The organism is Flavobacterium sp. P3_A6, from assembly GCF_056403035.1.
Window position 1 is genome coordinate 178,804 of the sequence record NZ_JBFUGG010000001.1, and the last position, 19,624, is coordinate 198,427.

The window sequence follows — 19,624 nt, forward strand, 5'->3', positions numbered from 1 at the left end:
ACATATAATTTTTATATAAACAAAAAAAAGTCTAAAAAAAAAGTATAAATAAAATTAAATAGTGATATTTTTGATATATTATTAGTTTTATATATGCTTTTATGTTTTTTTTAAGATTAGTACCCTGCTTTGAAAACAAAAATTATAGAATAAATTAATTTTTATGCAATCGATAACATTAATCGTTTTTTGTTGAATTTTTTATTTATTTTTACAAAAATAATTGTATATCTTAATTCCAGAATGGATCAAAAAACAACAATCTACGATATTGCAAAAGCACTTGACATAACGGCAGCGACTGTTTCAAGAGCTTTGAATAACAATCCGAAAATCAGCGAGGTTACCAGAAAACTGGTATTAGAAACAGCTGCTAAAATGAATTATAAACAAAACAGGCTGGCACAATCTCTTCGCTCTGGCAAAAGCAATAATGTAGGTGTTATTGTACCTCGTATTGACAGTAACTTTTTTGCTTCTGTAATTAGAGGAATTGAAGAGGAGCTGCATCCAGAGGGGTATCATGTTATCATTTGCCAGACTAACGAAGAAGAAACGAGGCAAAGTGAAAAAATTACCACCTTATTGAACGCACAAGTTGATGGGATTTTGATGTCTATCTCAAATGTTTCAGAAGAAAATGATCATGTAATAGAAACTGTAGTGAATAAAAATGTGCCTTTAATCTTTTTTGACAGAAAGAAGGAAATGCAAGGCGTTAGCTCTGTAACTATTAATGACTTTGAAGGCGGTTATCTGGCGACAAAGAATCTTATTGAACAAGGCTGTAAACGTATTGCTCATTTGACAGGGGATCAATCATTGGAAATATTTGAGAATAGAAATAAAGGATATAAAAAAGCATTACTTGACAGCGGTTTAGAGTGTAATGAAGATTATGTTTTTCAAACTAGGAGTAATGTAAATGCCGGAAGGCAGGCTGTCGAGAAATTATTGAGTTTAAATCCTCAGCCAGACGGAATTTTCTCCTCGAGTGATTTTGCTGCTTTAGGAGCGATTCAGGAATTGAAAGAAAGAGGTATAAAAATTCCTGAAGAGTTTTGCGTATTTGGCTTTGGAAACGAACCTTTTACGGGCTTTATGGAGCTGTCTATTTCGTCTGTGGATCAATCACCATTGGAAATGGGAAAAATGGCAGCAAAAGTCTTTTTGGAACAAATACAAAATACGGATAATATAAAAATTGAAAAGAAAGTGGTGCTTACTCCTACACTGCATATCCGAAAATCATCTACAAGATTAAAATAAGCTGCAAGGCATTATTTTAAAGTCTGTAAAGTAAAAATGTGTTCAAAAAATCAAAAGCTGTTAGAAAATGAATCCTAACAGCTTTTTGAACAAAATAATCTAAAAAACTTTCTTTAATATTATAATGATACTCCTCTTTTCCAAGGAATAAAATCGTTTTGATTTAATATAGCCGCTTTGGTTATTATGTTTCCGCTAGCAACATCAATAATAAAATCTAGCATTTGATCTGCCATTTCATCAATAGATTTTTCTCCTTTGATTACTCCTCCTGTGTCAATATCTATAATATCAGACATTTTTGCAGCTAATTCAGAGTTAGAAGAAACTTTTACTACAGGAGCAATCGGGTTTCCTGTTGGAGTGCCTAAACCTGTTGTAAAGATTACCATATTAGCCCCAGAACCTACCATTGCAGTAGTACATTCAACATCGTTGCCCGGTGTGCATAATAAAGTTAATCCTGGTTTTGAAATGTATTCGCCATAATCATAAACTCCAGAAATTGGTGATGTTCCTCCTTTTTTGGCAGCACCGGCAGATTTCATGGCATCAGTAATTAATCCGTCTTTGATATTTCCTGGTGATGGATTCATGTCAAATCCTGAGCCTGCATCAATAACGGTTTTCTCATACCATTTCATTAGTTCCAAGAAACGTTTTCCGTCATTGTCATCCACACAACGGTTTACTAATTCTTGTTCTACACCGCATAATTCAGGAAATTCTGAAAGTATTGTTGTTCCTCCTAAAGCGGCAATCATATCTGACATTACTCCTAGAGTCGGGTTAGCAGAAATTCCAGAGAATCCGTCTGAACCGCCACATTCTAAACCAATTTTTAATTTAGATAATGGAGCAGGAGCTCTTTCAATTTTATTTGCTTCTTTGATTGCGGCGAAAGAGTCTTTCACTACTGTACTCAACATTTGTTCAATAGTTCCAATCTGCTGCTGATCGTAGATTAAAACTGGTTTTTTGCTATTTGGATTAATAGCATTCATTGCATCTTGAAAAATTGAGATCTGTAAGTTCTGGCATCCTAAACTCAAAACAGTAGCTCCAGCAACGTTTGGATTGTTTACATAACCGGCTAATAATTTAGCCAAACTGTGTGAATCTTGACGTATTCCGCCACATCCGCCTTGATGCGTGATGAATTTTACTTCAATATTTTTAAATAAATCAACTTCATTAGATTTAGCAACAGCATCTTCTGCACCTTTTTCAGTGTTTACTAAAGATCGAAGCAACAGTTGATAATCATTTTCTTTTGGCTTTGACAGTTCTTTTTCGAAAATCCCCTTTAAGATTTCGATATTTCTGTTTTCACAAAATACCAATGGGAAAAATAACCAAACATTTTCAGTTCCAACTTGTCCGTCTTCTCTATGATACCCCATGAAAGTTCGATCCTTCCATTTGTCAACATTGGGAACATTCCAGCCAATAGTTTCTGTTTTCCCAGACACTTTAGCACTTTCGTGTTTCACATTTTCTGTCGAAAGCAGTCCGCCTTTTGCAATTGGAGCACTCGCTTTCCCTACCAAAACCCCATACATAATAATGTGTTCTCCTGTTTCAAAAGGATACATCGCAATTTTATGTTTCATTTTTACGTCAGTTTCGATGGTGATGTCTTCACCTTCAAAAGAAATGACTTCTCCAGCTGTAAGATTTACTAATGCAACCGCAACATTATCAGAAGGGTTTACTTTTATTAATTTCTTTTGCATTTTACTTAATTATAAAATTTATACTCCTTTTCGTTTAGAAAACAGCAATAATTATCACTGTTTTAATCATTCTTTGGTCGTGTCCGCCGTGGCGAACAGCCTATTCGTTCCAGCTTTTTATATGAGGCAAAAAAAAATAAAAGCCTCATACAAAAAGAGCTTCACTGCTGTCCTTTATACATTCCGTTCATAAAGAACTATTTGTTTTAATTAAAAAAAATAAATTTTAATTATAAGGATACAGATTCAAAAGATTTCAAATAGTTTTTAAAACCTTCTTCAATTCCGTTATTATTTATTTCATTTATTGCAATTACAAGCGCTTCAGACAAACCTTTAACAGCAGTTAAGTCTTCATCCCAAAATTCTGTATTTTGAAGAGTCTGCTCAACAGCTTTTGCTGTATCGTTAGCCCAGATAACTTTAAATGCATCTGTTATTTCTTTACTGTCATCTACCGGTAAAGCAGTTCCATTCCAAGTTCCTTCATAAAAACGGATCAGACAGGCAAAAGAAAAAGTTAAGTTGGCAGGTACTTTGCCAAATTTAGTAATGTAACCTAAAATACTTGGCAATACTCTAACTTTGAATTTTGAAATAGAATTTAAAGCAATACTGGAAAGATTATGTTTGATAAATGGATTTCTAAAACGGTCTAGAATATCTTCCGCAAAAAGATCCAGTTCTTTTTTATCCATATCAATAGTTTCGTTGATTTCATCAAAAATAGCTTTGTTGATGAAAGCTCCTGTGAAATCCCCGTCTACTGTTTCTTTTACTGTTTCGTTTCCATACATTACCGAAAATGGAACCATTGCAGTATGGGCGCCATTCAGGATTCTTACTTTTCTCGTTCTGTAAGGCTGCATATCTGCAACGATTTTTACATCTAAATTAGTTTTGTGAAATGGTAATTTTGCTTTCAAATCTTCTCCACCTTCGATTACCCAAAGGAAAAAAGTTTCAGCAGAAACTATTAAATTGTCAGTATAATCTAATTGTTTGTTGTATTGGTCAATTTCAGCTCTTGGATATCCAGGTACAATTCTGTCAACTAGAGTGTTGTGGAATGTATTGCTTTCGTTAATCCAAGCAGCGAAATCAGCTCCTAAGTTCCAGTCGTTAGTGTATTTTAGGATAATTTCTTTTAAAGTATCTGCATTATAATTAATCAGTTCGCAAGGAATAATGGCTAATCCTTTTGCTTTATCTCCATTAAAATGTTTGAATCTTTCGTGCAAAAGAACAGTCAGTTTTGCAGGATAAGAACTTGGAGGCTGCATTACAGGCGTATCAGTGCTTACATAAGCAATTCCAGATTCCGTTGTGTTTGAAATGATGAACTGCAGTTCTTCTTCTTTGGCTAAAGCCAAATAATCATTAAAATTTGTATATGGATTGATTCCGGAAACAAGATTTGTGATTAATTTCTTCTCTTGAACTTCTTGGCCTTTAGATAAACCTTTCATAAACAATGTGTACAAACCGTCTTGGTCGTTCAGCATATTTACCATTCCGTTTTCAATAGGCTGTACCACTGCGATTCCTGCATTAAAATCTACTGTTTCATTCAATTCTTGAAAAGCATGATCTATAAAAGCTCTTAGGAAATTCCCCTCTCCAAATTGAATTACTTTAATAGGCTGTAATTTTTCTAATCCTAAATTTTTTCTATTTAAATTTTTCATTTTTTCCTTTACTATTTATTTACCGGCTTGTTTGAGCCTTATATTTATTTATAATAATAAGCGACTAACGTCCTAAATGTCAGTTTTTAATCCTTTAATGAGGATTGGGGATTAAATTCTTTCCCTCTAGTATTCAATCGCTTATTTAGCTTTTTAAACCTTATGAGAGGTGTATAAGTAATCCTTATTTTTGTCTAATTTCTTTAATTGTAGCTAACGTTTTTCTAACAATACCTTCCAATAAAACCACATCTTGGTTTTTCAATATTTCGTTAGTAATTAGTTGTGAACCCATACCTACGCATACTGCACCTGCATCAAACCAGCTTGTTAGATTATCTTTGGCAGTGGTAACTCCACCTGTAGGCATGATGCTTGTCCAAGGGCAAGGTCCTTTCACGCCTTTTATGAATTGAGGTCCGTAGATTTCGCCAGGGAATAATTTTACAATTTCGCAGCCTAATTCTTCTGCTCTTGCAATTTCGGTAAGTGATGCACAACCGGGTGACCACAATACTTTTCTGCGGTTGCAGGCAATAGCTATATCTTCTCTAAAAACTGGAGTAACAATAAAATTTGCTCCTAACTGCATATAAAGAGAAGCTGCCGCTGCATCAGTAATAGATCCTACTCCTAGAATCATTCCGGGTAATTCTGCTATCGCATATTTATTAAGTTCACCAAAAATTTCAAAAGCAAAATCTCCTCTGCTGGTGAATTCCATTAATCGGGCGCCGCCATCATAACATGCTTTAAGCACTTTTTTTGCTAATGATACATCAGTATGATAAAATAAAGGAACTAATCCTGTTTCTTTCATTACTGCTGCAACTTCAATTCTTGTATATTTTGCCATAATTATTTTATGTTTTTATCTAGATACTAATCCAGCAGAATCACCATCTGCCATATTTTCCACTTCTTTTAAGCTAGCCAAGTTGTAATCTCCTGCAATGGTATGTTTTAAACAACAAGCAGCAACTGCAAAGTTTAATGCTTTTTGACTATTATTTGGATATTCTAATAAACCGTAAATTAATCCTCCCATAAAGGCATCACCGCTTCCAACTCGATCAATAACAGGTGTAACTTCTTTTACAGCTCCTTGATATATTGCTTTTCCGTCAAATAGTATACCGCCTATTCTTTGATGAGAAGCACTTACGGAATAACGTAATGTAGTGGCAACTGTTTTTAAATTTGGCAATAAATTAAATAAGGCTGTATATAAAACTGGAAGTGATTTTTCGTCTTGATAGTTTGGATTTACCTTGGCTTTTCCTAACATAAAATAAGCGGTATCAATATCTCCTAAAATTACGTTACAGTATTGCAATAATTCTGGCATAACCTCACTTGGAGTTTTTCCATACTGCCATAATTTTGATCTGTAATTCAAATCGCATGATATGGTTAATCCTAATTTATGAGCTACTTTGATAGCTTCTAAACAAGCTTGGGCTGAACTATCGGATATAGCTGCTGTAATTCCGCTCCAGTGAAACCAGTTAGCATCTTTTAGTACATTTTCCCAATCGATATTTCCTTTTTCAATAGTTGCCATGGAGCTATGGGCACGGTCATAAACTACGTTGCTCCCTCGTGTTCCAGCTCCTGTTTCAAGAAAATAAATTCCTAAACGTTCTCCTCCAAAAATGATGTTTTTGGATTCTACGTTCATTTTTCTCATTTCTCTTAATGCGCATGTTCCAATCTCATTTTCTGGTAATCGTGTTACAAATTCGGCGCTTACTCCATAATTTGCTAAGGAAACGGCAACATTAAATTCGCCTCCGCCGTAAGTCGCCCCAAATGCGGTGGCTTGGCCAAAACGTAAATTTCCTTCCGTTGAAAGGCGTAACATTATTTCTCCGAATGAAACTACTTTACTCATAGTATTAAAATTTGAAATATTCTTTGGCATTATTATAACTAATGTCAGAAACCATTTTACCTATCCACTCCATGTCATTTGGAAGTTCTCCTCTTTTGATTTCGTCACCCAAAAGATTACAAAGGATACGTCTAAAATATTCATGTCTTGGAAATGACAAGAAGCTTCTGGAATCGGTTAACATTCCAATAAAACAGCTGATAAGGCCCATATTCGAAAGAGCATTCAGTTGTTTTGTCATTCCGTCTTTTTGATCCAAAAACCACCATCCTGAACCAAATTGTACTTTTCCTCTAACGCTTCCGTCATTAAAATTGCCAATCATGGTAGCCATTACTTCATTATCTGCAGGATTCAAGTTATAAATGATTGTTTTAGTCAATTTATCTTTACTGTCCAAAGCATTCAGGAAAGCTGACAGTTTTTGAGCCTGTGGATAATCTCCGATAGAATCCCATCCAGTGTCAGGTCCTAAAATTCGGTGCATACGGGCATTGTTATTTCTCAATGCTCCTAAGTGAAACTGCTGCACCCATCCAAATTCATGATACGTTTCGGATAAAAACAATAAGATGGCACTTTGAAATTTCAAAGCTTCTTCAGAAGTTATATCCTGATTATCTCTTTTTCTTTTGAAAATAACATTTATCTGATTTTCGGTAAAGTTTTCAAAATATATTTGATCCAATCCATGATCGCAAAGTTTGCAGCCATTTTTATCAAAATATTCGATTCTGTTTTTTAAAGCTGCACATAAATCTGCAAAAGAATTAATGGCAATTCCAGCTACTTCACCTAATGTATCGATATATGCATTGTATCCGTCATTTGAAATTAGAATTGCTTTATCAGGTCTAAAAGCGGTGCTTACTTTTGTAGTAAAGTCGCTTTTTGCTAATTTTTGATGATATTCTAAGTTGTCAATTGGATCTTCAGTAGTGCATACAAATTCTGCATTTACTTTTTTAAGTAAGTTACGTGTGCTGTATTCTGGAGAATTTATTTTTGCAGAAGCCTGTTCGTAAATTGATTCCGCTGATTTTTCGTTTAATAATTCTGTAATGTCAAAATAGCGTGCTAATTCTAAATGTGTCCAGTGATACAAAGGATTACGCATTGTATAAGGAACTGTTTTTGCCCAATTGATAAATTTGTCTTTATCAGAACCATTTCCAGTAATGAATTGTTCGCTGATTCCTAAAGTACGCATTGCGCGCCACTTGTAGTGATCTCCATTTATCCACACATTAGTAATATTGTCAAAAATTTTATCTTCGGCTATAAATTGCGGATTCAAGTGATTGTGATAATCAATAATAGGCTGATTTTTAGAATAATTATGGTATAATTCTTCAGCAAATTTATTTTCTAATAAAAAATTATCATGTATAAAACTTATGCTCATTTTAAACGTCTTAAAATATTATTATTCGTTTGATGGTTTTCCAATAGTAGCTAGTATTCCGCCATCAACATAAAGGATATGACCGTTTACAAAATCACTTGCTTTTGAAGACAAGAATACAGCTGCACCTTGTAAATCTTCTGGATCTCCCCAACGATTTGCTGGCGTTCTGCTAATAATGAAATCGTTAAATGGGTGTCCGTCTACTCTAATTGGAGCTGTTTGAGTAGTTGCAAAGTATCCGGGCCCAATTCCATTTGTTTGGATATTGAATTTAGCCCACTCTGTAGCCATGCTTTTAGTCAGCATTTTTAAACCTCCTTTTGCAGATGCGTAAGCACTTACGGTATCTCTTCCTAATTCACTCATCATTGAACAGATGTTGATAATTTTTCCACCGCTTCCACGAGCAATCATTCTTTTGGCAACTGCTTTTGACATGATAAAAGGACTAATTAAATCTACATTGATAACTTCGGCAAAATCTTTTACTTCCATTTCAACAATAGGTGTTCTTTTGATGATTCCTGCGTTATTGATCAGAATATCGATTGGACCAACTTCAGTTTCTATTTTTTTTATATTTTCAATTACGGCTGCTTCATCGGTTACATCAAATATATATCCGTAAGCATCAATTCCTACTGATTTGTATTCAGCAACAGCGTTATCTACTGTTTCTCGTGAAGAACGGTCGTTTATTACAATTTTTGCGCCAGCATGACCAAGTCCTTTTGCCATTGCCATTCCAAGTCCATGAACTGCTCCAGTTACGAGTGCTGTTTTTCCAGTTAAATCAAAAAGGTTGATTGACATAAATTTTTTATTTAATAGTTACTAATTATCTTAATTCGGTTATTTTGCAGACATCCATATCTCCATAGTCTAAGTTTTCACCAGCCATTCCCCAAATAAAAGTATAGTTACTTGTTCCTGAACCAGAGTGAATAGACCATGGTGGAGAAATAACAGCCTGATGATTGTTCATCCAAATATGTCTTGTTTCCTGTGGCTGACCCATAAAGTGGCAAACTGCCTGATTTTCTGGAATATCCAAATAGAAATACACTTCCATTCTGCGGTCATGTACGTGAGCTGGCATTGTATTCCAAACACTTCCCGGTCTTAATTCTGTCATTCCCATCTGTAATTGACAAGTAGTAACAACACCGCCAATAATCATTTGATTTACGGTACGGTGATTTGCTGTTTCCATTGTGCCTAATTCCAGTTTTTTAGCTTCGGCTAAGCTTACTTTTTTAGTTGGATAGTTTGTGTGGGCAGGAGCAGAGTTGATGTAAAATTTTGCTGGATTTTTTGAATCGGCACTTTTAAAAATTACTTCTTTGTTACCGCTTCCAATATATAAGGCATCTTTAAAGCCTAATTCATATACAGTTCCTTCAACAACAACAGAACCATTTCCTCCAACATTTATGATTCCCATTTCTCTTCGTTCTAGGAAGTAGCCTGCTTTTAAGGGATCTATTGTTTCCAATGTTAAATCTTTAACTGGAACAGCTGAACCCGCAATATACCGGTCATAATGAGAATAGGTCAATGTAATCTCATCTTCCAGCATTAAATCATCAATAAGGAATTCATCTCTTAACTGTTTCGTATCATATTGTTTTACTGCTTCAGGGCTAGAAGCATATCTAGAACTATATTTTGTCATGGTATAAAGTTTAATGTAATCGATTGCACAAAATTAGATTTTTATATTTAAAAAACATAATTCAAATCAAATTTATTTGTTTGAATTTTATAATTCTACTTTTTTCATTCTAGGAACCAAAATATGCATGATAAGCCAAGCTAATAAATAAGCCGCTCCGCAAATGCAAAACATAATAAAATAACCTGTTTCTATTTTACCAATTTTAGTATAGTAAACAAACATGTTTTTTTGAATCACTAAAGTTAGTAAAATTCCGCCAAGCGCACCGAACATTCCTCCAATTCCTGTTACCGAAGCTGTTGCGTTTTTGGGAAACATATCGGATACTGTGGTAAATATATTAGCACTCCATGCCTGATGCGCAGAAACTGCTAAACCAATAACCAAAATTGCCCACCACATATTGATTGAACCTAAATATTGAGAAAACAAAACGGGTAAAACGGCAAATGCATAAAGCAGCATGCTTGTTTTACGGGCTTTATAAGCCGGCCAGTTTTTATTTATTAATCGTAACGGTAACCATCCTCCGCCAATACTCCCTATGCTTCCAATAACATAAACTAATGCACAAGGCCAAATAATTCCAGTCGCAGAAAGTTTATATTCTTTCATTAAGAAATCGGGTAACCAAAATAAATAAAACCACCAAACTGGGTCAGTTAATAATTTACCAATTGCAAATGCCCAGGTCTGGCGAAAGGAAAGTAATTTTAGCCAAGACGCTTTTTCATTATTTTCATCTTCAATTACTTCGGTTTTGTCGGCATTAATATATTCGAGTTCAGCCTGTGATAAGCGTTTTTGTTTTTGAGGAACTTCATAATATATAAACCACAAAAACAGCCATACAAAACCAATAATCCCAGTTGCGATAAATGCCCATTGCCAACCGTAATTTTCAGCAATAAAAGGGACAGACAGAGGGACGATTATAGCTCCAATATTACTTCCGGAGTTAAAAATTCCAGTTGCTAATGCGCGTTCTTTTTGAGGAAACCATTCGGCAGTAGCTTTTATAGCAGCTGGAAAATTTCCAGCTTCGGTAACTCCTAAAAACACGCGCGCAATTAAAAAACCTCCTGTGCCTGTTGCAAAAGCATGGCCAATTGCTGCTAAACTCCATAAGCCGGTTGCTATCGCATACCCTAATTTTGTTCCTAATTTATCAATGAATCCACCAGCTATAAGCATTCCTAATGCATAAGCAATTTTAAATGCCAGTTCAATATTAGAATAATCAATTACTTCCTGTTCTGGTGTCCAATGAAAAGCTTCTGCTAAAAACGGTCTTAAGTAACTTATTACGTTCCTGTCTAAATAATTAACTGTTGTAGCAAAAAAGACTAAACTGCATATTGTCCAGCGATATTTTCCAATCGCTGCATTGGCTTGATTCATAAATTGCAAATTTGGTTAGGTTAGTTTGATAGTATTAGTTTTTTATTTTAAAGATCTGTTATTGGACTGTATTTAGGCACTAAAGATCTCATTACTATCCAACCTATTAAATAACATACAGCACAGATGGAAAAAATTATGAAATATCCAGCTTCAATTCCTTTGAATCCCATAAAAACCATTTCGCTTTCTTTACTATAGTCGAATAACATTCCAGAACCTTTATTGATTATTGTAGATCCAATTCCTCCTGCTAAACCGCCAATACCTGTAATGGTAGCAATTGCTTTTTTGGGAAACATATCTCCAACAGTAGTAAAGATGTTAGCAGACCAAGCTTGATGTGCAGCACCAGCTATACCAATTATTATTATAGGCAACCAGTATGAAATGTATCCTAATGGCTGTGCCACCAATGCTAATAGAGGGAAAAATGCAAAAATTAACATTGCCCTCATACGCCCTTCATAAGGATTCATTCCTTTTTTCTCAACAAAGTAGGTCGGCAGCCAGCCACCTATTATTGAAAGCAAAGTAATCATATATAAAACAAATAATGGGAATGCAGCTTCTGTAGAATCCATTTCGTAAACCGAACTTAAATAGGCGGGTGTCCAAAATAAAAAGAACCACCAAACGCCGTCTGTCATAAATTTACCAAAAGCAAACGCCCATGTCTGTTTGTATTTAAAGCAATCAGCAAGTGAAACTTTAGTGTCAGTTTCGGGTACATAACCTTCTATTTTACTGTCTGCAATAATATCCTGCTGGATATAAGCTAATTCAGCAGCGCTGACTTTTGGATGCTTTTCAGGTTTAGCATAGATGAAAATCCAAAAGCCCATCCACATAAAACCTAAAGCTCCAATAATAATAAATGACATTTCCCATCCAAAAGATTTAGCGATAAAAGGAATCGTGATTGGAGCAGCCAAAGCACCTACAGTTGCTCCAGCGTTAAATATGCTGGTAGAGAATGCTCTGTCTTTTTTAGGAAAATATTCGGCTGTAGTTTTAATAGCGGCAGGAAAGTTTCCGGCTTCACCAACAGCCAATACAAAACGGGCAAAAATAAACAAAGAAACACTGACAGAAATAATCATTCCAGTGTCGTTTACTGTGCTTATAGCTTCTTTTGCTCCTTCAAAACCTACAAGCCAATTTCCAGTAATGATTCCTGCAGTTGCAATACCGCAAAATGCATGTAAGCATGCACCTAATGACCAGACACCAATTGCCCAAAGAAATCCTTTTTTGGTATCCATCCAATCAACAAATTTGCCTGCAAATAATAATGAAACTGCATAAAATATAGAAAACAAAGCGGTTATATTTCCGTAATCATTGTTTGTCCAGTGAAACTCTGGTGAAATAAAATCGCTCCATGTCAAAGAAAGTACTTGTCTGTCAAGGTAATTGATGGTTGTGGCAAAAAAAAGCATTGCACAAATTGTCCATCTGTATTTACCTATGTTTTGATTATTCATATTATTTTTTGTTTAATTTTTGTAGGCTTTATTTAATGTAATCGTTGATGTAATCGATTACACAAAAATAAGTTTTATTTTTACATATACAATTTATTAACTAGTTTTTTTTCAATATAGTAATAAACAATACCTTTTTTTATCGTAAAGGTATATTTACTATTCGAACAATCGGTTGTTTGTTGTTTAAAATGTAATTAATTACACAAAAATGATGAATTTTTTAATTTTTTGCATTTCTATTGGTGAAATATAGCAGGCAATGGGTAGTTATTCTTAATATTTTTTTGTAATTAAAGTTTTATATTGCTACCCATAATAATAGGAAGTTATGTTATATTTCTAAATAGTATAAAAGCAAAAATGCTAAATATTCCCTTTTAGCCCTGATCGAAGCGATATACTTTTTATCTCGTCTTTTAGGACGAGATAAAAAGATTTAGCGAAGAGCAGGAACCATGTTACCAAAAACACCTAATTTTTCTGCTCCTAAAAAATAATAATCAGATTCAGATTAGTAATAAAATAAATCTTTTAGAAGGAATTCACCTTTTCTTTTTTTCTCTTTTAATTTTTTCACAATTTTCAAGAAAGCAATAGCTGTGATATAGGCATCGCCCATTGCAGTATGACGGTCTTTTTTGGAAATATCAAATTTATCGGCGAGATCATCAAGTGCGTAATGGTCTTTATACTCTAACAGATTGGATTTAATGAGTGTCTTTTTGTAGAGAAATGCCGTATCCAAAGTCTTGTTCGTTAACAGTGGCAGACCATTTCGTTCCAATGCACGATTGATCATCGTTATGTCGAATATGGTGTGATGGGCAATGATAATTGAATCTCCCAAGAAAGTTAAAAATTGCTGTAAAACTTCTAATTCACTTGGTTTTTTCATAACCAAGTCTCTTAGAATACCATGAATTTGAACACTGTTTTTGTCATAATGTTCTTGGTGTATATACATTTCAAAACTTTCGGAAATGGAAATGACACCATTTTGCAAAATAATGGCTCCTATGCAGAGCATTCTGTCATTATCATAATCAAAACCAGTGGTTTCAGTATCTAAGACAACAAAGCGGGTACTTTCAACGCTGTGTAAGAGTGTTTCATCAATTGGCTTTTTAGATATTTTTAAAAAATCAAATAGTTCGGTTTTCCATTCTTCGAAAATGCTCTTCATTACAATATATTTGATGGATTAAAACGAATGGAAATGATTTCCTGCAGTTCTTTAATGGTTTTAAAGGTGCTTTTTAGTTTAATTTTTTCTAATTTGGTAAGATGTTCTAAGGCGATATATTGCCCGGAATCATTGTGCAGGAGACCTTGTTTGGTTCTGAATTTTAAAAGCGCTTTGTAGGAATAGGAACAGGATAAGTATAATTCTCTGTTTTGTGGTTCCAATTCTGCTAATTTCTCAAAACGTTCAGGAGTATTGCTGATTGATTTTACCGCATGGGATAAAATCAATACTCTGGCTGCATCACTCAATGGCATTAATGCTCTTCTTTTTATATCGAAGAAATCTTTGTTGGCACCATCTTGTTCTAATAAGAATTGTCTAAAAAAACCAGTAGGGGATGGGCTTTGCAAAGCACCGCTCACTAAATGAAGGTAAAATACGGGATTTGCTTTGATGTCTTCTAAAATATAATCAGAGAGTTTGTTTACAAGTTCGCTGTCCCCATAAGAAAGGCTGTAGTCGAAAAATATAAAGGATAAGAGAACTTCATCTTTTCCAGTGTTTGTGATCCAATGGTGTACTACTTTTTTCCATTCTTCCAAACTCAAACACCATTTCGGGTTGGATGCCATCATTTCGGCAGGACAATATTCATATCCAATTTCGAATAATCCTTTGTTGACATGAGATGCCAATTCCAAAAAGTATTTTTTAGTTTTTTCTTTTAATTCTTCGGCTACATCTTCATAGACCAAGGCATTATCCTGATCGGTTTGCAATAATTGTTCGCTTCGCCCTTGGCTTCCCATGGCCAGCCAGCCAAATTTTACCGGCGGCGGTGTACTCATTTTTTTCAAAGCTATAGTAATAACCTGCTGAATACAAACATCATTTAATTCGGTAATGATTTTTGATGTCAATGTTATTGGTATGTTTTGATCTAAATAGCCTTGCAGCAATTGCATAATACTAGCTCGTATAGGTTTTATTTCCTTGTATTTTTTGGCTCTTTTCACAGCTTTTATTAATACAGCTGGATTATTTCCTAATGATACCATCACGTCGTGTTTGGAAAGAATACCAATGGCTTTGGTATTTGGAGTACCATCTTTAGTTAGGCATATATGGCTGATGTTACTTTTCATCATGGCCATTTGCGCTTGTGTAGTGGTCAGTTTTTTAGGATATGTAATAACGGGACTTGTCATTATTATTGAGGCTGCCGATGTAATAGGATATTCGCCGGTAACAATTTTATTTCTTAAATCCTTATCTGTAATAATGCCAATAGGAAGCTTATCTTCAATGACAAGTATTGCGCCTACATTTTTTTTGGTCATTATTTGTGCAATCTCTTTGGCAGTGGTTATTGATGAACAGGTAACTATTTTTTTTGAATATTTTACGGGCTGAATATCAAGTATTTTGGGATTATTATCCAAAAGGTCTCCTGCTAAGGTTTCGCCATACAGTTTTCCTCTATAGCTTTCAGAATAGGGATTATGTGTATTGGAAGCAAAACTTTGAATTAAAAAGTCCCCAACATCTTTATTTACTAATGCATAGGGTTTGAAGATAGCAATTGGAATAGCATAAAGGATGGTTTCTTCATAAGCTCTAGCTTCCATTTGGTAGTTTTCATTAGCGATGAGGGGTCTTAGCCCAAAGATATCTCCTTCATCGCACATATCAATAGTATCGTTTTTTAGGCCTTTTCTAAGTGCAACTGCACCTTTATGGACTACATAAAAGGAGTCGTGGGTTTCGTCATTTTCGGCAAAAATAACGCTGTCTTTTTCCTTATAAATAATTGAAATCTGTTCCGAAAGAACTTCAATATCATTTTGATTTAAAAAAGTAAATGGAGGGAAGTTCTTTAGAAAATCTGCAACTCTCTGCGAAATAGTATTTTTCATGTAATTTGAATAATGTTTTTAAGACTAAGATAAATTGTAAAAAAAAAACACAGCTACTTTTCGGCAACTGTGTTTTTAATATTTGTTTTTTCGAATGATTTTGATGCTAATGTAGAAGAGTATAAAGAAACGCAAAAAGGAGTTATGTAAGTTAATACAATTCTTAAAACATTTCTAAACGTGAAATTGCTTTCCCAAATCACGTCATAACTGTTAATCGTGTTCAATATAGTTCCCACTACAACAGCAATAATCAAAGCATTTTTTATATTTTTAGAAAGCATATTATTTCTTTTTAGTCACTCTCATATTTATTATTTCTACAAATAAAGAGAACGAAATGGCAAAATATAAATATCCTTTTGGCACTGGGGTAACATGGCTGCCAAAAACAAGGGCATCAGATAAATGAGCACTTTCGGTCAATAACATGAACCCAATTAAAATCAAAAAGGATAAACCTAATATTTGTATCGATGGATGCTTATTCACAAAATTCCCAACAGGAACCGCAAATTGCATCATAATCATAACCGAAATAACAACAGCCGTAATCATGATAACCAAAGCGCCTTCAACACCGTTAGTCATTCCTACAGCAGTCAAAATACTGTCAAAAGAAAAAACCAAGTCAATCATTATAATCTGCAGAATCACACTCTGGAAAGATTTTGCGGCAGCTTTACCCAATTCTTTTTCTTCATGGCCTTTTTCGTCTACTTTCTCACGAATCTCATTGGTACTTTTATATATCAGGAACAAACCTCCAAATAATAAAATAAGGCTTTGTCCTGTAACTCCTGCATGAAGCCAGCTCCAATCAATAGTAAACCAAGGTTTCTTCATTTGAGTCAGGAAATTAATTCCAAACAAAAGAGCTATTCGCATGAACATCGCCAAAAACATACCCACTTTAGTTGCTTTTTTACGGTCTTCTATAGCTAATTTTCCAGTTGCAATTGAGATAAAAATGATGTTGTCAATACCTAAAACAATTTCGAGAAAAGTCAATGTCAGCAAGGCAATCCAAGCATCGGGGTTCAAAAATACTTCCATTTATATATACTGATGGTTTTAAAATTATGAGTTTATGCAGTCAGAATTCTTTAATCTGCAATCTTGATTACCGTTCCTTTTTGTTTTTGGTCAACACCAACCATTCCAAATTCAAAGGTATAGGAATTTTTCGAGGTTGTCAAGATTTTCATGTCAATGGCTTTCTCCTCCGCCTTATTTTTTGGGTGTTTTTTCTGCAAAACGTATTCACAGTCATTCACCCAACGAACTGTTGAAGTATCCGTTTTTCCCTCAAAAGTCTCAATTTCAATACTATCATTGCGTTCAAATACGGTCGTTTTCTTTACGCCGTCAATTTCGTATTCAAATTTAAATTTTCCGGTTTTAAAATCCGAACAGTTACGTTCCACATCATAGCATGACATTAGCAGCAGTAGTGGGAGGAGCAGTATTATTTTTTTCATTTCTTGGTATTTGTCGTTTTTGTTTGGGCCTAATCCAGCTGTTCGTTACAACTCCTCGGTCTATTTCCTTTTTTTCCAATGTCCCAAAAGGAGCTTCCGTTGGTCGCTCTTTTGGGACAGGAAAAAATTAGGATCTAGCCCTGGGGGGTTTTCACTTCCATCTGGGGCAAGTATTAGTCATTAGGCATTGATATTGCTTTTTGTTATTGAATTTTGCCTTTATTTCAATCTTCTAAATTCTTCTTCCGTAAAATTTTTAATCGATTTCTCCTGCGCAAATTTATCGGCATTGTAGCTATTCGATTTGTTTCTAGGAATCGATAAACTTTCCCATTCGCTGTTTTTTAGCTGTTTGGCATAAAAAACAATTTGTCCAATATGATACGGATAATGGGCCAATTGCCTGTTGATGGCTTCAATAACCGTATGACCTTCGTTCCTGATATAAATAATCTCCGAAAGCTGTTCTGTCTGTAAACTGTCCAAAGTTCCCAAAAAGCAGTTCCAACCGGCATTCCAGGCAGTCAATACTTGGTCTTTTGTGTGAAGATCATTTTCAAATTCACCATCCCGGTTTCTCGTTTCTTTTTCTCCATCGGTAGTCAGAAAATCTGTCCAGCGCGACAGCATATTTCCCGAAAGATGTTTTACAATCACGGCGATGCTATTTGTGTCGTTGTTTACAGATACAAAAAGCTGTTCTGCTTCAAGCTGCTCCATTGCTTTTTCTCCAAGCATTTTATAGTAGAGAAATTGCTTTTTTACGCTTTCAAGATAGGAAGTTGTTGCATTCATGACTATTCAATTTTTATATCATATTTATCCAAAAGACCAGCGATTCCCTGATTAGAAAATTTAGCTTTTTTCATCGGGTTGAATTCGGGGTCTATTTTGTAATTGTAAGCTGTAGTAAAATCAGCACCTGCCAAAAGAGTATCATTAAAAATGGCATTGTCCAAATTGCAGTTCCCAAAAACCGATTGGGTTAAATTGGTTCCAATAAAAGTAACTTCTTTCAAGGAACAAGAATTGAATTTGGTCTTTGGCATTTTTTTATTCGCAAAAGAACTATAGTCCAAAATACAATCCTGAAATTGCACATTGAACAAAAAATCCTGACAAGACTGAAATTGAATTCCCATTAGTTTGCAGTTCTTGAAAAAAACAGTTTTAAGGCTTGAACCTCCCAATTGGGTCATTGATAGATTACATTCTATGAATTCGCAATCCATAAAACTATTGTTCGAAAAATCACTATTCGAGAAATCACAGTTCTTAAAAACGCAATCTTCAAACTCACGATTATTAATCTTCTTTCCTATATAGGTGATTTTTTCAAATGTTTTTTGAATGTGTATCAGGTCTTCCATTAGTCGTTAAATATTCCTTTCATTATTATTTTTAACCCTACAAACATTAAATACATTGATGCTAAACAAGCACCAATTCCAATGGCTAAAACCAAATAATGCCAATTGGTATGCTGGTTCATAAACGCATTGTAAATTACTGTAGGACCTATGAACATAAGCGGTAATGCTCCGGTTAAATATTTAATTCCCTTTGCCAAGAGTTCTTTGTTTGCCATTTTTTTATTTTAAAAGTTTCAGATTAATTGAAACTGTTTTCTATTTTTTAGTATAAAAATCAACTGCTTTTCTCACGCTGCCGTGTGTTTTCAGCAGTTCGGCACCTTCTTCATAAGTTACAGGAATTTCTCCCATTATCATTTTTACGCCACGGTCTACTAGTTTGCTGTTGCTTAACTGCATATCTACCATTTTGTTTCCTTTCACTTTTCCCAGCTGAATCATTGTGGCTGTCGTAAGCATGTTAAGTACCAATTTTTGGGCAGTTCCGGCTTTCATTCTAGAGCTTCCGGTTACAAATTCTGGTCCTACAATGACTTCGATTGGAAATTTTGCTGTTTGCGAAAGCGGGCTTCCAGCGTTGCAGGAAATACTTCCAGTACTAATATTATTTTCGTTGCACGCTTGTAAACCTCCAATAACATAAGGTGTTGTCCCCGAAGCGGCAATCCCCACTACAACATCATTTTTATTTACATTATAAGCCTGTAAATCTAGCCAAGCTTGAGTTGAGTTGTCTTCGGCATTTTCTACAGCTTTACGAATTGCAGTGTCCCCCCCAGCAATAATACCAACAACCAAATCAAAAGGAACTCCAAAAGTAGGAGGACATTCAGAAGCATCCAGGATTCCCAAACGTCCCGATGTTCCTGCACCAATGTAGAATAATCGTCCGCCCAATTTCATTTTGGCAACAATCTCTGTTACTAATGTTTCTATCTGTGGTAAAGCTTTTTCTACAGCAAGAGGCACAGTTTGATCTTCCTGATTAATATTGGTTATTAATTCTCGAACCGACATTTTTTCGAGATGTTCGTATTTTGAAGATTGTTCGGTGGTTTTGGTGAAGTTCATGGTTTTGCAGTTAAAAATGGAAAAGATTTAAAG

19 protein-coding genes are annotated in these 19,624 nt (G+C 34.7%); 1 reads left to right on the forward strand and 18 read right to left on the reverse strand.

Annotated elements, in window-relative coordinates:
• Positions 1 to 243: 243 nt before the first annotated feature.
• Entirely contained in the window at positions 244 to 1,269 is a 1,026-nt protein-coding gene (locus AC1DVP_RS00770; RefSeq protein ID WP_477181647.1) for a LacI family DNA-binding transcriptional regulator, read from the forward strand.
• Between the two features lie 119 nt (positions 1,270 to 1,388).
• On the opposite strand, the gene AC1DVP_RS00775 is transcribed toward AC1DVP_RS00770, so the two are convergent.
• From AC1DVP_RS00775 to murQ, 18 genes are all read right to left on the reverse strand, one after another.
• Positions 1,389 to 3,005 (reverse strand): UxaA family hydrolase, encoded by a 1,617-nt coding sequence (locus tag AC1DVP_RS00775; protein ID WP_477181648.1) that lies wholly within the window; start codon positions 3,003 to 3,005, stop codon positions 1,389 to 1,391.
• 230 nt (positions 3,006 to 3,235) lie between these two features.
• Entirely contained in the window at positions 3,236 to 4,693 is a 1,458-nt protein-coding gene (locus tag AC1DVP_RS00780) for a tagaturonate reductase (protein WP_477181649.1), read from the reverse strand.
• 184 nt (positions 4,694 to 4,877) lie between these two features.
• Positions 4,878 to 5,549 (reverse strand): bifunctional 4-hydroxy-2-oxoglutarate aldolase/2-dehydro-3-deoxy-phosphogluconate aldolase, encoded by a 672-nt coding sequence (locus tag AC1DVP_RS00785; protein ID WP_477181650.1) that lies wholly within the window; start codon positions 5,547 to 5,549, stop codon positions 4,878 to 4,880.
• Positions 5,550 to 5,564: 15 nt separating this feature from the next.
• On the reverse strand, positions 5,565 to 6,587 hold the full coding sequence (locus AC1DVP_RS00790) for a PfkB family carbohydrate kinase (RefSeq protein ID WP_477181651.1): 1,023 nt from the start codon (positions 6,585 to 6,587) through the stop codon (positions 5,565 to 5,567).
• Positions 6,588 to 6,591: 4 nt separating this feature from the next.
• Positions 6,592 to 7,992, reverse strand: a complete 1,401-nt coding sequence (gene uxaC / locus AC1DVP_RS00795; RefSeq protein WP_477181652.1) for a glucuronate isomerase — start codon at positions 7,990 to 7,992, stop codon at positions 6,592 to 6,594.
• Positions 7,993 to 8,013: 21 nt separating this feature from the next.
• Complete coding sequence (locus tag AC1DVP_RS00800; protein WP_477181653.1) at positions 8,014 to 8,808, reverse strand: gluconate 5-dehydrogenase; 795 nt, start codon at positions 8,806 to 8,808, stop codon at positions 8,014 to 8,016.
• 25 nt (positions 8,809 to 8,833) lie between these two features.
• Positions 8,834 to 9,670: a 5-dehydro-4-deoxy-D-glucuronate isomerase gene (gene kduI, locus AC1DVP_RS00805; RefSeq protein ID WP_477181654.1), complete on the reverse strand. Its 837-nt coding sequence runs from the start codon at positions 9,668 to 9,670 to the stop codon at positions 8,834 to 8,836.
• An 87-nt stretch (positions 9,671 to 9,757) separates the two neighbouring features.
• Entirely contained in the window at positions 9,758 to 11,074 is a 1,317-nt protein-coding gene (locus AC1DVP_RS00810) for an MFS transporter (RefSeq protein WP_477181655.1), read from the reverse strand.
• Positions 11,075 to 11,121: 47 nt separating this feature from the next.
• Complete coding sequence (locus tag AC1DVP_RS00815; protein WP_477181656.1) at positions 11,122 to 12,561, reverse strand: MFS transporter; 1,440 nt, start codon at positions 12,559 to 12,561, stop codon at positions 11,122 to 11,124.
• 514 nt (positions 12,562 to 13,075) lie between these two features.
• The gene (locus AC1DVP_RS00820; protein ID WP_477181657.1) at positions 13,076 to 13,747 is read right to left on the reverse strand and encodes a 3'-5' exonuclease; all 672 of its coding nucleotides are present in this window, start codon (positions 13,745 to 13,747) and stop codon (positions 13,076 to 13,078) included.
• Positions 13,747 to 15,666 (reverse strand): DUF294 nucleotidyltransferase-like domain-containing protein, encoded by a 1,920-nt coding sequence (locus AC1DVP_RS00825; RefSeq protein ID WP_477181658.1) that lies wholly within the window; start codon positions 15,664 to 15,666, stop codon positions 13,747 to 13,749. The genes AC1DVP_RS00820 and AC1DVP_RS00825 overlap by 1 nt, the downstream gene beginning before the upstream one ends.
• Before the next feature lie 53 nt (positions 15,667 to 15,719).
• Positions 15,720 to 15,950, reverse strand: coding sequence for a nitrate/nitrite transporter NrtS (gene nrtS / locus AC1DVP_RS00830; RefSeq protein WP_477181659.1), 231 nt, complete (start codon positions 15,948 to 15,950; stop codon positions 15,720 to 15,722).
• Position 15,951: 1 nt separating this feature from the next.
• Complete coding sequence (locus AC1DVP_RS00835; RefSeq protein ID WP_477181660.1) at positions 15,952 to 16,722, reverse strand: TerC family protein; 771 nt, start codon at positions 16,720 to 16,722, stop codon at positions 15,952 to 15,954.
• Positions 16,723 to 16,772: 50 nt separating this feature from the next.
• Positions 16,773 to 17,147, reverse strand: a complete 375-nt coding sequence (locus AC1DVP_RS00840; RefSeq protein ID WP_477181661.1) for a DNA topoisomerase IV — start codon at positions 17,145 to 17,147, stop codon at positions 16,773 to 16,775.
• Positions 17,148 to 17,366: 219 nt separating this feature from the next.
• Positions 17,367 to 17,942, reverse strand: a complete 576-nt coding sequence (locus tag AC1DVP_RS00845) for a DUF1572 family protein (RefSeq protein WP_477181662.1) — start codon at positions 17,940 to 17,942, stop codon at positions 17,367 to 17,369.
• Positions 17,943 to 17,944: 2 nt separating this feature from the next.
• Positions 17,945 to 18,517, reverse strand: a complete 573-nt coding sequence (locus AC1DVP_RS00850) for a pentapeptide repeat-containing protein (protein ID WP_477181663.1) — start codon at positions 18,515 to 18,517, stop codon at positions 17,945 to 17,947.
• Positions 18,517 to 18,735: a DUF6095 family protein gene (locus AC1DVP_RS00855; protein WP_477181664.1), complete on the reverse strand. Its 219-nt coding sequence runs from the start codon at positions 18,733 to 18,735 to the stop codon at positions 18,517 to 18,519. Before AC1DVP_RS00855 ends, AC1DVP_RS00850 begins: the two co-directional genes overlap by 1 nt.
• A 40-nt stretch (positions 18,736 to 18,775) precedes the next feature.
• The gene (gene murQ, locus AC1DVP_RS00860; protein WP_477181665.1) at positions 18,776 to 19,591 is read right to left on the reverse strand and encodes an N-acetylmuramic acid 6-phosphate etherase; all 816 of its coding nucleotides are present in this window, start codon (positions 19,589 to 19,591) and stop codon (positions 18,776 to 18,778) included.
• Between the last annotated feature and the right edge of the window lie 33 nt (positions 19,592 to 19,624).

Coding starts and splice junctions, on each gene's coding strand:
- AC1DVP_RS00770 (WP_477181647.1), top strand. CDS start 244: ATGGATCAAAAAACAACAATCTACGATATTGCAAAAGCACTTGACATA.
- AC1DVP_RS00775 (WP_477181648.1), bottom strand. CDS start 3,005: ATGCAAAAGAAATTAATAAAAGTAAACCCTTCTGATAATGTTGCGGTT.
- AC1DVP_RS00780 (WP_477181649.1), bottom strand. CDS start 4,693: ATGAAAAATTTAAATAGAAAAAATTTAGGATTAGAAAAATTACAGCCT.
- AC1DVP_RS00785 (WP_477181650.1), bottom strand. CDS start 5,549: ATGGCAAAATATACAAGAATTGAAGTTGCAGCAGTAATGAAAGAAACA.
- AC1DVP_RS00790 (WP_477181651.1), bottom strand. CDS start 6,587: ATGAGTAAAGTAGTTTCATTCGGAGAAATAATGTTACGCCTTTCAACG.
- uxaC (WP_477181652.1), bottom strand. CDS start 7,992: ATGAGCATAAGTTTTATACATGATAATTTTTTATTAGAAAATAAATTT.
- AC1DVP_RS00800 (WP_477181653.1), bottom strand. CDS start 8,808: ATGTCAATCAACCTTTTTGATTTAACTGGAAAAACAGCACTCGTAACT.
- kduI (WP_477181654.1), bottom strand. CDS start 9,670: ATGACAAAATATAGTTCTAGATATGCTTCTAGCCCTGAAGCAGTAAAA.
- AC1DVP_RS00810 (WP_477181655.1), bottom strand. CDS start 11,074: ATGAATCAAGCCAATGCAGCGATTGGAAAATATCGCTGGACAATATGC.
- AC1DVP_RS00815 (WP_477181656.1), bottom strand. CDS start 12,561: ATGAATAATCAAAACATAGGTAAATACAGATGGACAATTTGTGCAATG.
- AC1DVP_RS00820 (WP_477181657.1), bottom strand. CDS start 13,747: ATGAAGAGCATTTTCGAAGAATGGAAAACCGAACTATTTGATTTTTTA.
- AC1DVP_RS00825 (WP_477181658.1), bottom strand. CDS start 15,666: ATGAAAAATACTATTTCGCAGAGAGTTGCAGATTTTCTAAAGAACTTC.
- nrtS (WP_477181659.1), bottom strand. CDS start 15,950: ATGCTTTCTAAAAATATAAAAAATGCTTTGATTATTGCTGTTGTAGTG.
- AC1DVP_RS00835 (WP_477181660.1), bottom strand. CDS start 16,722: ATGGAAGTATTTTTGAACCCCGATGCTTGGATTGCCTTGCTGACATTG.
- AC1DVP_RS00840 (WP_477181661.1), bottom strand. CDS start 17,147: ATGAAAAAAATAATACTGCTCCTCCCACTACTGCTGCTAATGTCATGC.
- AC1DVP_RS00845 (WP_477181662.1), bottom strand. CDS start 17,942: ATGAATGCAACAACTTCCTATCTTGAAAGCGTAAAAAAGCAATTTCTC.
- AC1DVP_RS00850 (WP_477181663.1), bottom strand. CDS start 18,517: ATGGAAGACCTGATACACATTCAAAAAACATTTGAAAAAATCACCTAT.
- AC1DVP_RS00855 (WP_477181664.1), bottom strand. CDS start 18,735: ATGGCAAACAAAGAACTCTTGGCAAAGGGAATTAAATATTTAACCGGA.
- murQ (WP_477181665.1), bottom strand. CDS start 19,591: ATGAACTTCACCAAAACCACCGAACAATCTTCAAAATACGAACATCTC.